This window comes from Megasphaera hexanoica (assembly GCF_043520715.1).
Lineage (GTDB): Bacteria > Bacillota > Negativicutes > Veillonellales > Megasphaeraceae > Megasphaera > Megasphaera hexanoica.
Map to the genome: position 1 here is coordinate 1,054,586 of NZ_CP171361.1, position 15,047 is coordinate 1,069,632.

General features: G+C 47.3%; 11 protein-coding genes, 4 tRNA genes and 3 rRNA genes. 14 read left to right on the forward strand and 4 right to left on the reverse strand.

The window, feature by feature from the left end:
• The first annotated feature begins 65 nt into the window (after window positions 1-65).
• The 8 genes from carB to ACGTIC_RS04990 all read left to right on the forward strand — a co-directional run bounded on the left by carB (window position 66) and on the right by ACGTIC_RS04990 (window position 8,957).
• Window positions 66-3,275 carry a carbamoyl-phosphate synthase large subunit gene (gene carB, locus ACGTIC_RS04955; RefSeq protein ID WP_113855519.1) on the forward strand — a complete coding sequence of 1,070 codons (3,210 nt, stop codon included), beginning with the start codon at window positions 66-68 and terminating at the stop codon, window positions 3,273-3,275.
• A 409-nt stretch (window positions 3,276-3,684) separates the two neighbouring features.
• A 16S ribosomal RNA gene (locus tag ACGTIC_RS04960) occupies window positions 3,685-5,251 on the forward strand.
• A 126-nt stretch (window positions 5,252-5,377) separates the two neighbouring features.
• A tRNA-Ile gene (locus tag ACGTIC_RS04965) sits at window positions 5,378-5,454 on the forward strand.
• A 31-nt stretch (window positions 5,455-5,485) separates the two neighbouring features.
• Window positions 5,486-5,561: transfer RNA gene (locus ACGTIC_RS04970), tRNA-Ala, on the forward strand.
• A 100-nt stretch (window positions 5,562-5,661) separates the two neighbouring features.
• Window positions 5,662-8,573: ribosomal RNA gene (locus ACGTIC_RS04975) — 23S ribosomal RNA — on the forward strand.
• Window positions 8,574-8,634: 61 nt separating this feature from the next.
• Window positions 8,635-8,751 (forward strand): 5S ribosomal RNA (gene rrf, locus ACGTIC_RS04980).
• Together the 16S, 23S and 5S rRNA genes with 4 tRNA genes alongside form the textbook arrangement of a ribosomal RNA operon.
• A 6-nt stretch (window positions 8,752-8,757) precedes the next feature.
• Window positions 8,758-8,833 (forward strand) — tRNA-Trp (locus tag ACGTIC_RS04985).
• Window positions 8,834-8,880: 47 nt separating this feature from the next.
• Window positions 8,881-8,957 (forward strand) — tRNA-Arg (locus ACGTIC_RS04990).
• On the opposite strand, the gene ACGTIC_RS04995 is transcribed toward ACGTIC_RS04990, so the two are convergent.
• From ACGTIC_RS04995 to ACGTIC_RS05005, 3 genes are all read right to left on the reverse strand, one after another.
• The gene (locus tag ACGTIC_RS04995; protein ID WP_394522659.1) at window positions 8,944-10,497 is read right to left on the reverse strand and encodes a recombinase family protein; all 1,554 of its coding nucleotides are present in this window, start codon (window positions 10,495-10,497) and stop codon (window positions 8,944-8,946) included. The genes ACGTIC_RS04990 and ACGTIC_RS04995 overlap by 14 nt on opposite strands.
• 218 nt (window positions 10,498-10,715) lie before the next feature.
• Window positions 10,716-11,744 carry an exonuclease domain-containing protein gene (locus tag ACGTIC_RS05000; protein ID WP_113855067.1) on the reverse strand — a complete coding sequence of 343 codons (1,029 nt, stop codon included), beginning with the start codon at window positions 11,742-11,744 and terminating at the stop codon, window positions 10,716-10,718.
• A 36-nt stretch (window positions 11,745-11,780) separates the two neighbouring features.
• Entirely contained in the window at window positions 11,781-12,134 is a 354-nt protein-coding gene (locus ACGTIC_RS05005; protein WP_158698420.1) for a helix-turn-helix domain-containing protein, read from the reverse strand.
• A 127-nt stretch (window positions 12,135-12,261) separates the two neighbouring features.
• Here ACGTIC_RS05005 and ACGTIC_RS05010 point away from each other — a divergent pair, with 127 nt between their 5' ends.
• A complete protein-coding gene (locus tag ACGTIC_RS05010) occupies window positions 12,262-12,471 on the forward strand; it encodes a helix-turn-helix transcriptional regulator (protein WP_036220867.1) in 210 nt (69 codons plus the stop codon).
• 184 nt (window positions 12,472-12,655) lie between these two features.
• Here ACGTIC_RS05010 and ACGTIC_RS05015 read toward each other — a convergent pair whose 3' ends face one another.
• Window positions 12,656-13,336, reverse strand: coding sequence for a hypothetical protein (locus tag ACGTIC_RS05015; protein WP_113855066.1), 681 nt, complete (start codon window positions 13,334-13,336; stop codon window positions 12,656-12,658).
• Window positions 13,337-13,418: 82 nt separating this feature from the next.
• On the opposite strand from ACGTIC_RS05015, the gene ACGTIC_RS05020 reads away from it, so the two are divergent.
• From ACGTIC_RS05020 to ACGTIC_RS05040, 5 genes are all read left to right on the forward strand, one after another.
• A complete protein-coding gene (locus ACGTIC_RS05020) occupies window positions 13,419-13,631 on the forward strand; it encodes a hypothetical protein (protein ID WP_106669695.1) in 213 nt (70 codons plus the stop codon).
• Window positions 13,632-13,648: 17 nt separating this feature from the next.
• A complete protein-coding gene (locus ACGTIC_RS05025; RefSeq protein ID WP_113855065.1) occupies window positions 13,649-13,843 on the forward strand; it encodes a hypothetical protein in 195 nt (64 codons plus the stop codon).
• Complete coding sequence (locus tag ACGTIC_RS05030; protein WP_113855064.1) at window positions 13,836-14,117, forward strand: hypothetical protein; 282 nt, start codon at window positions 13,836-13,838, stop codon at window positions 14,115-14,117. The genes ACGTIC_RS05025 and ACGTIC_RS05030 overlap by 8 nt, the downstream gene beginning before the upstream one ends.
• Window positions 14,118-14,243: 126 nt before the next feature.
• Complete coding sequence (locus ACGTIC_RS05035; protein WP_113855063.1) at window positions 14,244-14,570, forward strand: hypothetical protein; 327 nt, start codon at window positions 14,244-14,246, stop codon at window positions 14,568-14,570.
• A gap of 133 nt (window positions 14,571-14,703) precedes the next feature.
• Complete coding sequence (locus tag ACGTIC_RS05040; protein ID WP_113855062.1) at window positions 14,704-15,030, forward strand: hypothetical protein; 327 nt, start codon at window positions 14,704-14,706, stop codon at window positions 15,028-15,030.
• Window positions 15,031-15,047 lie beyond the last annotated feature (17 nt).

The following is a 15,047-nucleotide window of genomic DNA, read 5'->3' on the forward strand; positions in this document are numbered from 1 at the left end:
ATAATATGATACCATTAATGTGAAATAGACATAATCATGTGCTATAACTGTGGGGAGAGATGAATATGGCCCAACGAAGAGATATTCAAAAAATAGTAGTTATTGGCTCCGGCCCGGCTGTCATTGGACAGGCTTCTGAATTTGATTATTCATGCACGCAGGCGTGTAAAGCTCTGCGCAGCCTGGGCTATGATGTCGTGCTCGTTGATTCCAATCCGGCAGCAGTTGTGACGGATCCATCTGTAGCAGATCATACTTATATTGAACCACTCAATGAAGAATGCCTGACGCGGGTGATTGAAAAGGAACGGCCCGACGCACTATTGCCCGGTATGGGCGGGCATCTTGCCATTCGTGTATGTGCCGGATTAAATAAAAAGGGAATCCTGGCACAATACGGAGTCCGTATTGCCGGCATACCGATGAATATTGTCGAAGGCGGAGAAAACCACATCGCATTTAAAAAGTCCATGGATGAATTGGGACTTCAGACTGCCCGGAGCATTGTCTGCTCCAGCGTCGAGGAAGTCCTGGCGGCGGCAGGTAAAATGGAATATCCCGTCGTACTCCGCCCTGCATATACATGTGGAGGCAGCGGAAGCGGCATAGCAGAGGATGAACCGTCGCTCCGGGCGCTTTGTGCCCGTACTCTGCAGTCCGGCCAGGCCCGGCAGGTCCTGGTTGAAGAGACGCTGACCGGGTGGAAAGAATTGGAACTGGTGGTGCTCCGTGATGCGGAACATACCGTTGTGCCGGTGTGCTTTATGGAAAATCTGGACCCTGTGGGAATTCATACGGGGGATTCTGTTTCTGTGATTCCTATGCTGACTGTTCCGGAGGATGTACAAAAGGAAATTCAGCGTCAGGGAACCTTAATTGTGGAACATATGGGAATCATCGGCTGTGCTGATATAAAATTTGCCTGGAATCAGCAGGATGGCCGCGTAACTGTCATCTCCTTCAATCCACGGATGTCCCGTTCTTCTGTACTGGCTTCAAAGGTGACGGGGGTTCCCGTTGCCAGCATTTCAGCCAGACTGGCAGCCGGTCTGTTACTCCGGGAAATCCCCTGTGCGGACTGGGGAACGATGGATCAGTATCAGCCGGGGCATGGTCCGATAGCGGTAAAATTCCCGCGCTGGGATTTCCATCCCTATGATGGTGCCAAAGACATACTGGGAACGCAGATGCGGTCCATCGGTGAAGCGGTGGCACTGGGGAGAACCTTTAAAGAAGCATTGCAAAAAGTTGTCTGCTCGCTGGAACAGAAACGGTACGGGCTGGGCCAGGATGAAATGTTCATGGCAATGACCCCGGATGAATTGATGCGAAAGTTAGCTGTTCCTTCATCGGAACGATACTTTATGATGTATGAAGCGCTTCGCAAGGGAGCTGCCCCGGAAGAAATACAAAAAATAACACAGGTTCATTCCTGGTTCATTACACAGATTAAAGAATTGGCGGATGAAGAAAATGCCCTCAGAGAATTGAAGGGGGCAATTCCCTCTGATGCGGTACTGGTACAGGCCAAGAAAGATGGATTTTCCGATGCCTGTCTGAGCCATATTCTGGAGGTGCCGGAAGATGCAATCCGCATACACCGGCAGTCGATTGCTCTGACGGAAAAATGGCAGGCTGTTTCCGTTAACAGCGCTATGCGGCAGACGGGCTGTTTTTCTACATACAATGGAGAAAATCAGCATACCGCACGGCAGGGGAAACCTAAAATTATCGTATTGGGGAGCGGTCCTGAACGTATTGGCCAAAGCGGGGAATCCGATTATGGATGTATCCGGGCTATGGCAGCGTTGAAAAAATCAGGATTTGAAACCATTATGGTCAATTGTGATCCGGCAGCTGTATCGACTGGAGAGGATGCTGCAGATACGGTGTATATTGAACCGCTGACAGTCGAACATGTACTGGAAATCTGCCGTCATGAAAAACCAGTCGGCGTCATCGGCCAGTTTGGAGGAAGGGCAGCAGAAAAACTTATAGTGGCTCTGCAGGCAGAAGGCGTGCATATTCTGGGAACGGACCCGGGCAGCCTGAATCTTGCCGGGGACTGGCACCAATTCCAGGACATGATGAACAAGATCGCTGTTCCTGTGCCAGAGTCTGGTTCAGCTGTCCAGCCAGAGGATGCGTTGCATGTAGCAGAACAGATAGGATATCCGGTGGTGCTGCATATAGGTGATTCCAAGACCATCATTCATGATCCGGCCACTCTGGAAACGGCGATGAAAAAGGCTGGTATTACGGCTGACTACCCTGTATATCTTGATCGTTTCCTGCACACGGCGCTGAAATGTGAAGCCGATGCCGTAAGCGATGGCAGACACGTATTTATACCGGCGGTCATGGAGCATATTGAACTGGCAGGGATTCACTCCGGAGATAGTGCCTGTGTCATTCCAAGCCGTCATATTGCCGGAGAAGCACTGAAGCAGATTCAGAAATATACGGAAAAAATAGCAGTGTCTTTCCACGTTATGGGGTTAATGAATATACGATATGCCATTGAAGATGACCAGGTATATGTCCTGGAAGTCAATCTGGGAGGGTCGCGTACGATGCCCCTGGTTTCCAAGCTATGCCATATCCCCTTGCCAGAACTGGCTGCAGAAATCATGACGCTGCCACTGACAGGGAAGGAATCGCCTGTTCCTTCGTTAACAGAAAGACATATTCCCTTTTATGGAGTTAAGGAATCCGTATTCCCGTTTGATATGTTCCCGGAAGTAGACCCCGTATTGGGACCGGAAATGCGTTCTACGGGTGAAGTATTGGGACTGGCAAAGACATCAGGTGAAGCGTTCTATAAGGCAGAAGAAGCGGCAGGGGGAACACTGCCTCTGGAAGGAGCTGTACTTATTTCCGTCAGTGATGCTGATAAACCCTATATCGCTGCAATTGCACAGGAATTCGCCGAAGATGATTTTGCTATCTATGCGACGGATAAGACATTTGAACTGCTGCAGGCGGCGTGTATCCCGGTCAAACGGGCGAACAAGCTGGGAGAAGGCAGCCCGAATATAGAAGACCTGATTGCCGATGGTACGGTTCAGATGGTAATCAATACGCCATCTGTGCGTAAAGATGCAGCTGATGATGATGGGGCCCTGCGTAAAGCAGCCGTCCGGGCTCATATTCCCTATGTGACTACCATTGTCGCGGCCAGAGCCAGCGTAGAAGGCATGCACCGCATGATTACTCATGGGCGCAGTCCCGTATTGTCATTGCAGGAATGGCAGCATACTATTACGGATAAGTGAAAAAAGAGGAAAATTTAATTATCAATTAAAGGAAGGGGCTGCTGTATTTTTCACGATACAGTGGCCTCTTTTGCTGTATAATGGCCTTGTCAGAGATAAATCAAAAGAAATGTCAAAAAAATTAGATTTTTTACTTGACATCGAACGAAGGATTTGGTAAGATATACAAGTCGTCGGGAGACAACAGAAACAAAGACGACGAGATGGCCTTTGAAAACTGAACAATGCAACATACGAATGAACGCCAGATAAGTAGAGAGCCATGTTTGAAGGAGCCGTAAGGCGACGCGCAAACATGAGCGAATCACTTATACCGAGATTAACTCGGTAGTGCGAGGTTCTAGAGATAGAACGTCAAACAATGAGTAACAAACCAACAATAGTAAGAATGAGCTAGCGCTCTTCACATATCATGGAGAGTTTGATCCTGGCTCAGGACGAACGCTGGCGGCGTGCTTAACACATGCAAGTCGAACGAGAGGGCATGAAAAGCTTGCTTTTTATGGAATCGAGTGGCAAACGGGTGAGTAACGCGTAAGCAACCTGCCCTGCAGATGGGGACAACAGCTGGAAACGGCTGCTAATACCGAATACGAAGCAGCTCCCGCATGGGGGCAGCTTGAAAGGATGGCCTCTGAATATGCTATCGCTGCAGGAGGGGCTTGCGTCTGATTAGCTGGTTGGAGGGGTAACGGCCCACCAAGGCGACGATCAGTAGCCGGTCTGAGAGGATGAACGGCCACATTGGGACTGAGACACGGCCCAGACTCCTACGGGAGGCAGCAGTGGGGAATCTTCCGCAATGGACGAAAGTCTGACGGAGCAACGCCGCGTGAGTGAAGACGGCCTTCGGGTTGTAAAGCTCTGTTATACGGGACGAACGGGCGGGATGCTAATACCATCCTGTTGTGACGGTACCGTAAGAGAAAGCCACGGCTAACTACGTGCCAGCAGCCGCGGTAATACGTAGGTGGCAAGCGTTGTCCGGAATTATTGGGCGTAAAGGGTGCGCAGGCGGTCTCTTAAGTCTGTCTTAAAAGTGCGGGGCTCAACCCCGTGAGGGGACGGAAACTGGGAGACTGGAGTATCGGAGAGGAAAGCAGAATTCCTAGTGTAGCGGTGAAATGCGTAGATATTAGGAGGAATACCAGTGGCGAAAGCGGCTTTCTGGACGACAACTGACGCTGAGGCACGAAAGCCAGGGGAGCGAACGGGATTAGATACCCCGGTAGTCCTGGCCGTAAACGATGGGTACTAGGTGTAGGAGGTATCGACCCCTTCTGTGCCGGAGTTAACGCAATAAGTACCCCGCCTGGGGAGTACGGCCGCAAGGCTGAAACTCAAAGGAATTGACGGGGGCCCGCACAAGCGGTGGAGTATGTGGTTTAATTCGACGCAACGCGAAGAACCTTACCAAGCCTTGACATTGATCGCAATGGATAGAGATATCCAGTTCCTCTTCGGAGGACGAGAAAACAGGTGGTGCACGGCTGTCGTCAGCTCGTGTCGTGAGATGTTGGGTTAAGTCCCGCAACGAGCGCAACCCCTATCTTCTGTTACCAGCACGTGATGGTGGGGACTCAGGAGAGACTGCCGCAGACAATGCGGAGGAAGGCGGGGATGACGTCAAGTCATCATGCCCCTTATGGCTTGGGCTACACACGTACTACAATGGCTCTTAATAGAGGGAAGCGAAAGGGCGACCTGGAGCAAACCCCAAAAACAGAGTCCCAGTTCGGATTGCAGGCTGCAACCCGCCTGCATGAAGGAGGAATCGCTAGTAATCGCAGGTCAGCATACTGCGGTGAATACGTTCCCGGGCCTTGTACACACCGCCCGTCACACCACGAAAGTCATTCACACCCGAAGCCGGTGAGGCAACCGCAAGGAACCAGCCGTCGAAGGTGGGGGCGATGATTGGGGTGAAGTCGTAACAAGGTAGCCGTATCGGAAGGTGCGGCTGGATCACCTCCTTTCTAGGGATAGAGGCCGGAAGGAAGACGAAAGTCAGACTTCTGACGATTCTTAGGTCGGCATTCTGGCAGAGTATGAAGCATTGTTTAGTTTTGAGAGGCCATCCTCTCAAGGAGAAAATCGCATATGGGCCTATAGCTCAGCTGGTTAGAGCGCACGCCTGATAAGCGTGAGGTCGGTGGTTCAAGTCCACCTAGGCCCACCATACTTTATCCTGGAAAGGGTAAAGGGATAGTGGGGGTGTAGCTCAGCTGGGAGAGCACCTGCCTTGCAAGCAGGGGGTCAGGAGTTCGATTCTCCTCATCTCCACCAGATTTTCTTTTATGGCGTACCTTGACAACTGTATAGAAAACGAAGAAATACCTCTTTTTTGAAAAGAAAAGAGACTTAACGAACCTTAGAAAAAAGAGCAAGTCAAGTAAGTAAGGGCGTACGGCGGATGCCTTGGCTATATCAGCCGAAGAAGGACGCGATAAGCTGCGATAAGCTGCGGTGAGGTGCAAGTGACCTTTGACCCGCAGATGTCCGAATGGGGAAACCCGGCAGTAGGAGTACTGTCATCCTCTTAGGAGGAAGGGCACCCGGTGAACTGAAACATCTAAGTAGCCGGAGGAAAAGGAATCAAGAGAGATACCCCTAGTAGCGGCGAGCGAACGGGGCAGAGCCCAAACCGGGATGGGAAACCAATCCGGGGTTGTGGACTGCTATCAAATGCACGAGTGAAGCAGAATGAGCTGGGAAGCTCAGCCAGAGAGAGTGAGAGCCTCGTAGGCGTAAGCGGATGCATGGAGCAGGATCCAGAGTACCACGAGACACGAGGAACCTTGTGGGAAGCAGGGGGGACCACCCTCCAAGGCGAAACACTGATATAGACCGATAGCGCATAGTACCGTGAGGGAAAGGTGAAAAGAACCCCGGGAGGGGAATGAAAGAGAACCTGAAACCGTATGTCTACAAGCAGTCGGAGCACTATATACGTGCGACGGCGTGCCTATTGAAGAATGAACCGGCGAGTTACTTCGTCCAGCGAGGTTAAGCAGGAAATGCGGAGCCGCAGCGAAAGCGAGTCTGAAGAGGGCGAGAAGTTGGAGGGAGTAGACCCGAAACCACAGTGATCTACCCATGTCCAGGTTGAAGCACAGGTAAAAATGTGTGGAGGACCGAACCAGTGAGCGTTGAAAAGCTTTTGGATGAGATGTGGGTAGGGGTGAAATGCCAATCGAACGTGGAGATAGCTGGTTCTCCCCGAAATAGCTTTAGGGCTAGCCTCATGGAGAGAGTACAGGCGGTAGAGCACTGAACAGGGTAGGGGCCTATCCGGCTACTGAACCTAATCAAACTGCGAATGGCTGTACTTATACATGGGAGTCAGACTGCGAGTAATAAGACCCGTAGTCAAGAGGGAAACAGCCCAGACCAACAGCTAAGGTCCCCAATGCCGTACTAAGTGGTGAAGGATGTGGAATTTCGAAAACAACCAGGATGTTGGCTCAGAAGCAGCCACCATTAAAAGAGTGCGTAATAGCTCACTGGTCGAGAGACTCTGCGCCGAAGATGACCGGGGCTGAAGTACGGAACCGAAGCTTTGGCATGTATGTAGATACATGGGTAGGGGAGCGTTCCTGCATGGGAGAAGCGGTACCGGAAGGAGCCGTGGACAGGCAGGAAGAGAGAATGCCGGTATGAGTAGCGAAAAGGAAGGTGAGAATCCTTTCCACCGAAAGCCTAAGGGTTCCTGGGCAACGCTCGTCGACCCAGGGTAAGTCGGGACCTAATCCGAGGCGGAGACGCGTAGGAGATGGACAACAGGTTGAGATTCCTGTACTGCAGCCGTTTGTTTGAGCGACGGAGTGACGCAAGAAGGAAAGCGCGCGTGCGACTGGAAGAGCACGTCCAAGCAGGTAGGTCGGGAGACAGGCAAATCCGTCTTCCATAAGGCCGAGATGTGATGGGGAGCTTCTGGAGACAGAAGCGAAGGGGCCGGCACTATATTGCCAAGAAAAGCTTCTAGTGAGAACGGCAGCACCCGTACCGAAACCGACACAGGTAGGCAGGAAGAGAATTCTAAGGTGCGCGGGACAACCCTCGTTAAGGAACTCGGCAAAATATATCCGTAACTTCGGGAAAAGGATAGCCTGTAGTCAGTGAAGTGCAGAAGCGCACGGAGCTAAGGCAGGCGGCAGAAGAGAGGCCCAAGCGACTGTTTACCACAAACACAGGCGTCTGCTAAAGGGAAACCTGACGTATAGATGCTGACACCTGCCCGGTGCTGGAAGGTTAAGAGGACTTGTTAGCGCAAGCGAAGCAGAGAATTGAAGCCCCAGTAAACGGCGGCCGTAACTATAACGGTCCTAAGGTAGCGAAATTCCTTGTCGGGTAAGTTCCGACCCGCACGAAAGGTGTAACGATTTGGGCACTGTCTCAACGAGGGACCCGGTGAAATTGAAGTACCTGTGAAGATGCAGGTTACCCGCGACTGGACAGAAAGACCCCATGGAGCTTTACTGTAACCTGAGATTGAATTCTGGTAGGAGATGTACAGGATAGTTGGGAGGCGGAGAAGCGAGTACGCCAGTATTCGCGGAGCCGATGGTGGGATACCAACCTTGTTTTATTGGAATTCTAACGAGAAGCGTAACGAGCTTGCGGACAGTCTCAGGCGGGCAGTTTGACTGGGGCGGTCGCCTCCGAAAGAGCAACGGAGGCGCCCAAAGGTTCCCTCAGTGCGGACGGAAACCGCACGAAGAGTGCAAAGGCAGAAGGGAGCTTGACTGCGAGACGGACAGGTCGAGCAGGGACGAAAGTCGGGCTTAGTGATCCGGTGGCATAGAGTGGAATAGCCATCGCTCAACGGATAAAAGCTACCCTGGGGATAACAGGCTTATCTCTCCCAAGAGTCCATATCGACGGGGAGGTTTGGCACCTCGATGTCGGCTCATCACATCCTGGGGCTGAAGTAGGTCCCAAGGGTTGGGCTGTTCGCCCATTAAAGTGGTACGCGAGCTGGGTTCAGAACGTCGTGAGACAGTTCGGTCCCTATCCATCGCGGGCGGAAGAAACTTGAAAGGGGCTGCTCCTAGTACGAGAGGACCGGAGTGGACCGACCAATGGTGTACCAGTCATGACGCCAGTTGTGCAGCTGGGTAGCTACGTCGGGGACGGATAAACGCTGAAAGCATCTAAGCGTGAAACCAGCCTAGAGATGAGGTTTCTCATTACGCAAGTAAGTAAGGTCCCACAGAGACGATGTGGTAGATAGGCCGGGAGTGGAAGTACAGTGATGTACGGAGCGGACCGGTACTAATAGACCGAGGACTTGACTTAAAAGGTAAGGTAAGGGATACGTTTTCTATACAGTTGTCAGGGCACGGCCCTGACAAGAGAATTCAGTGGCGACAGCTGCGGGGATCCACCTGTTCCCATGCCGAACACAGCAGTTAAGCCCGCAAACGCCGAAAGTACTTGGGGGGAAGCTCCCTGGGAGGATAGGAAGCCGCTGATTATACGTAGGGGTATAGCTCAACTGGTAGAGTAGTGGTCTCCAAAACCATTGGTTGAGGGTTCGATTCCTTCTGCCCCTGCCAAAACACAGAGGGAGAGGAATCTGCAGGAGACCGATATCCCTCTACATGACTCGGTAGCTCAGCTGGATAGAGTGACTGACTACGAATCAGTAGGTCTAGGGTTCGAATCCCTACCGGGTCACCAAACGTTCGCAACGCGAACACCCGGAATTTCCCGTCATCATTTTGGTGACGGGATTTTCTAGTATATGAGGGGTTGCAGTATAGTTGTACTGAATTTCTACTTTATCAGGGTAGACGATGACACGACGGATAAAAGTCTGGAACATATCCAGGCGGTATTTGTCGTGTTCTTTTTTATTCAGCAGCAGACTCTTGAGAAAGAACTCGACGGCGATTTCATCAATTTTCACCGGCGTGGAGGAGAGCTTTATTTTTTCCATCTTGATATCCAGCTCGGCAATTTCCTTTTCATATTGTGCTATGTTGGCTGCTAGTGTTGTGGAAATGATTCCAGCTTCGACGGCTTTGATGGAGTTGTTTAGTTTTTTCTGAATGAGCTTTTTATCTTCTTTGATGCGGTCTATTTCTGTGGCAGCTGGGTCCTTTTTTTGTGCAGCTACCGCTTGTTTCGCAATCATGCGGACGGCTTCCGGGTTCATGAGGATATTTATAGTCGTTTGTAATACTAGATCCTCAAGTTTGTCCCTACTTATATTACGATTGGTGCATTTTATATTTAGCTTTTTGCCGCGGTTGTGGTAATTGTTTTTTGTGGAACAGCGGTAATAGTGATAGAGCGCACCGCTTTTTGAGTGGCCGCTTTGGCCGGTCATGGGAGAGCCACAGACGCCACAATAAATGATACCTGTGAGGGCATAGGCAGCACTGCGACGTTTAGCACGGGGATGAGCTTTGATGTGATGGATTTTCTCTTGTGCCAGGGCAAATTGTTTTTGTGTGATGATGGCGGGGGCATAGTCGGCGACTTCGATAGTTCCCCACCGATATAAGCCGGTATAGATGGGATTGGTTAAGATTCGGTTCAAGCTATTGTAGCGGAACTTCGATTTGCGGGATGTGACGTAGTTGTGTTCATTCAGGTATCTAATGATGTCCATGATACGATATCCGGAAAGCCATTTTTCATAGATGATTTTCACGGCTTCCGCGCCGGACGGGTCAATTTGCAGTGTTTTGTCAGGGGCCAGGCTATATCCCAGGGGAACATAGCCGCCGGTCCATTTATGTTCCAGGACATTTTCCGTCATGCCGCGTTTTACTTTTTGCGACAATTCAGCGCTGTAGTACTCTGCATATCCTTCGAGCATGGATTCAAGGATAATAGAACTTGGATCATCGCCGATTCGTTCTTTTGCCGACAAGACCCGGACGCCGTTTTTCTTCAGTTTGTGCTTATAGACAGCAGAGTCATACCGGCTGCGGCTAAACCGGTCCAGCTGGTATACTACCACATATTGAAAAAGCCCTTTTGAGCTGTCTGCAATCATGCGCAAGAAGTCGGGGCGGTTATCAGACCGAGCCGACAGGGCGCGATCTATATATGTACCGATGATTTCCAAATTCTGACTTTTAGCGAATTGGGTACATTCTCTAATTTGCCCTTCAATGGATTCTTCGCGTTGTTTGTCCGACGAGAAGCGGGCATAGATAACTGCTTTGCATTTTTCGTTTACATTATCAGATTTTTTGTTTTTTGTCATAAAAAAATCAGTCCTTCCCTATATAGGAGACTGATTTATGGTATAATAATAGAGTAAATCAGCCTCGCACAGTAGATTTACAAATTGCCGATACGGTACGCCAATACCGACGGCGCGTCCCGTGTACCTGTTCCAGCAGGGCACGGGACTTTTTTTAGTTGTTGCGTAATTTGCAACAACCACTATTGCATGTACTTTTACTATTTTATCTTGTGAATTTATTTAATAGAATCTTCAATTAAATCGTAAAACGTGGATTCACTCAATATTTTCAAGTCTTGACCATCTAATATCAATTTTTCTGCTTTTTTCATTTTTGTACTTTTACCATCTTTGACAAGAGGAATATCATCAAGGCCACCGATAATAAGAAAATTAGTTTTTTTGGTAACACTATTGTCACAACAACCGCCGATGTTACAAACGATTTGTGCAGCATCCTTCCGGACAAATCGCTGTAGTTTTCCCGTGAATACACAATGTTTTCCATACAGCGGATTAGACGGGTCGTTTAACGTTACGTCACCAGTAAGCGACGTCAAATCAAACCTCTTGGGATGTAGATAACGTTCTAGATCAACATTGTTTTCTTGAATGTAGTCTAAGAGTTTGGAAAGAACAGTATGAGTGATTTGACAATCATTCAAGGCTCTATGCTGAACCCCGTCAATGGAGAAGTATTCTTTTAAATCTTTTAATCGATGATGTGGTAAATCAGGCAAGGCGATGCGAGATAAACGCATAGTATCCAGGTAGTCATTTTTAAATTCACAGCCTAAACACTTTAAAAAATTATCATACAGGAAATTGATATCGAAATTAACATTGTGGCCAACAATAACAGAATCTCCTAAGTAATCGTACAATTCATTTGCGATATCTTTAAATTTAGGAGCAGTGACCAGCATGTCATCAGTAATTCCCGTTAATTTAGTAATAAAGTCATCTACATAATGAATGGAATCATCTCCATAAGGGGTAGGTTGTACATACGAGTGGAATGAATCTATTTTTTCAGAACCAGAATAACGAATACAGGCTACTTCGATAATTTCATCAAAATGGGGATTGTAGCCAGTAGTTTCTAGATCCAATACAATATAGTTATCAGGCAAAGATAATAGAGAAATACCTTTATGGCGGATATACTTTTTCGATTCTTCAAGTTTTTCAGATTCTTTAGGTTCTTTAGGGGATGAGGTCAGTGAAATCACTACCTTATCTTTTTTTTTGAATATATTAAACACATTATCACCTCATTTATTTTTTAAAATCAATAATAATCAAATTGCCTCGTCGTTCTTAACCTTAGGAGCGACAGCATCATATTGGATATCTAAAATAGCTAGTACGGATTGTTTACCAGTAGGGGTTAAGCAGCGAAATTTTTTGATTATCATTTCTTCTTCAGGAGTACATTTGAAAGAACCGTTATTGATGGGAGATGTGCCATAGAGTGTATCAAGATTTACATTAAAGAAGTCTGCAAACATTTCTAATACTTCAAAACTTGGTTTTCTTTTTCCATTTTCATACATGCTAATAGAGCTTTTGGCTAATTCCAGCTTTTTTGCTAGTTCTTCTTGAGTCAAGCCTCGCTCTTTGCGCAGTTCTCGTAATCGCTGTGAAAAATCCATGACCATCACACTCCCTTTTCTATATATTATCACGTTACGTGAAAAAACACAATAAAAAGTTCACGCTAAGTGTTTACAAGCTCGGTAAAACATGATACACTTTTAGTGAACAAAGGAGGTGCATAATATGGTGAGCAAAGAAAAAATTGGCCAGCGCCTTACTGAATTAAGGAATGAAGCTGGCAAGACACAACAGGAAGTTGCGGATGCTAACGGCACTTCTGTATCAGCTATTGCGATGTACGAGGCGGGAAAACGAATTCCTAGGGATGAAGTGAAAGTATCACTAGCAAATTATTTTCATCGTTCCATTGAAGAAATTTTTTTTACCCCATAAGTACACTTTAAGTGACTTTAATTAAGGATAGCTGGGGGTATTTTGGGGATAAGAGGTGGAATTATAAGGAAGTGCATAGCATGGATAGAAACAAAAAAGAGCCATGCGGGAACATGGCTCTAATTGTTACAAAAAACGACTTTTATTACACCGTCATACGGTGCATAGGCGTCATAGTGGGCGTTCAGTCGTCGTCATTGGCACCATCTAATGAAGTATTTTTGCTAATTTGGGTCTGTAATGCAGCATTGTTGTTTTCTATACTTTGGGACTGGCTAAAATCCAGGTGAGCTTGTACAGCATCTTCGTGAGCTTGTACAGCATCCTTATGAGCTTGAATAGCATCCCTGTGGGACTGGATATTATCTTCATGTGATATAGATTCCATTTCACAGCCAGCAAAGGTACACAGCAAATTAAATAGCAATGCAATCAGCGTGATGATTGCATCACGGCTCAATGATTTGTCTTTAAGCGTAGGAAACAATTCATCAATCTGTTTTTCTTGTTCTTCTGTAACATCAGGAACGTCGGTATGTGATATTTCGACTGGATCCAACTGTTGTAAGAGCGATTCGGCCAAGTCAGTACGCACATCCAATGGAATTTGGGAGATTGCATTGAAAGCGTTTGACCAGGGCAGACTACAAGCAGGATTTAGTTTTGTAATAACGTTCATAGAATCTTGTATAGCCCTAATAGCTGGTGGGTCTGTAATTTGAGAAATTTTTTCCACTGATTTCATTAGTTGCTGAATAGCAGGCGGTGGAAGAGTAAGGGAATACAATTTCTGCATTTGTTGTTGGATTTTGACAGCTTGCCAGGCAATATCTGACATCGAACTTAAATCTGTTATTTTTGCCATAATAGTCACCTCCCTTCATAACAATTATAGCATGACGGGAGATACGAGAGGATAACACGTATAGCAAAAAGAGGTGAGAAGCATGAAGCACTACAACGAATACGTAGACAACTGTGGCCGGCATTATAAGGCTATACCAATGTTCAGCGGTGACCCATATACACTTTGCTACTATCGGGAAAAAACAGGCGGCTGGCACCGGATGAAACAACTGATGGTGAGAACGACATTGGCCGAAGCTCGAAAGGATCTTGACGAATATGCAGCCAAAAAAGGCTGGACGGGCATTGCCTAAAAGAGGAGGGAGCCAATATGGAAAACCCATGGAGAGTAGCCACAAATTACGCTTGTGGAGAAAAACATTACCAGGTATACCGCTTCCGTCATCCCGGCGAAACGGACCACGCCGGGAACCGGGAATGGCGGGGCGGAATATATAAAACCAAAGCGGAAGCTCAAGCCTTCGCCGATGAGCTGAATGATGCGGGAGGTAGGAACGATGAATAAGGATAGCCTTAAATTCGGGGATTTCATGCCATATAGAGCATGGATTAATGACAAAGACCACTCAGAGAACTACGAATTCAAATTCAGCAACGGCTATGGAGCCAAAGTTAGCTGTAGTACGCAAGGAGTATTTGAGCTGGTTGTCAATATGAAGTATCGCAAACCCAGCAACAGCCCTTTTGCAGAAAGTTCATTAACCATTGGCTACTTTATCTGTTTGACCAGGGAAGAAGTTACAGAGTGGCTAGAAAAAATTAGCGGCTGGAATAAATAAGAAAGGCGGGAACAATGAATAAAGAAAATTTAATGGGACTTGTTTTTTCGGTCGTGGCCTTATTAATTGCCTGTATGGCACTCGGCGTATCGATATACATGTTGGATTAATCAGGAGGTGAAGGTAATGGTGGAATTGACAGAACAGGAAGCTCATTGCATAGCAAGGCTTTTACAGAGCGCCATATTTAGTCCGGATCATGAAATATTCGCAGGATGTCGATTTTGTAAATATCCGTGTATGAAAGAAGCGGAGAAGTGGGATGATATGAGCCTGGTAAATTTACCACGATATGATGAAGTAATGAGCAAGATTACAAATGGAACAGGCGTAGACGTCAGACCGGCGGTATATGGATGTATCGAACCGGGTGGAATGCCTTATAAAAAATTCCTAAAGAACTCTAACGATGGAATCAAAGAATTCTTTAGGAACCTGTTTAAGGATATTTAAGGATGGCTAGGCGCTTCAATGAAAAGAGGACATCGTCCATACTTATCAAGATGCTGGCACATCTGAACGTTAGGACAATATAGCATGACGGGAGAATTGGGGTCATCGCTGGAATTATAAGGAAGTGTATAGCATGGACCAGGGAAAAGAAAAAGAGCCTCGCATGAACGAGGCTCAAAAAGAACTTCTGAGGCAATATCAAGAGTACTGTAAGGGAACGCTTAGCCAGGAAGAGAAGAAAAGATTTGAAAAAATATACCGACTGTTATACATACAAGGATTTCAGAAAGAAAATAGTTGCCTTTTATACATATTATGGGGTTGCCTTTTTGCACTGCTCATAGATGCCGGATATAAGACCATAATTGGTGGAGATTGGATAACACCATTAGCAGGTTTAATCGGGATGATTGTTTTTGGATTCATATTATTTTTTATTGCCAGTATTACTCCTGATTAAGTATCGGTTGGCAATAA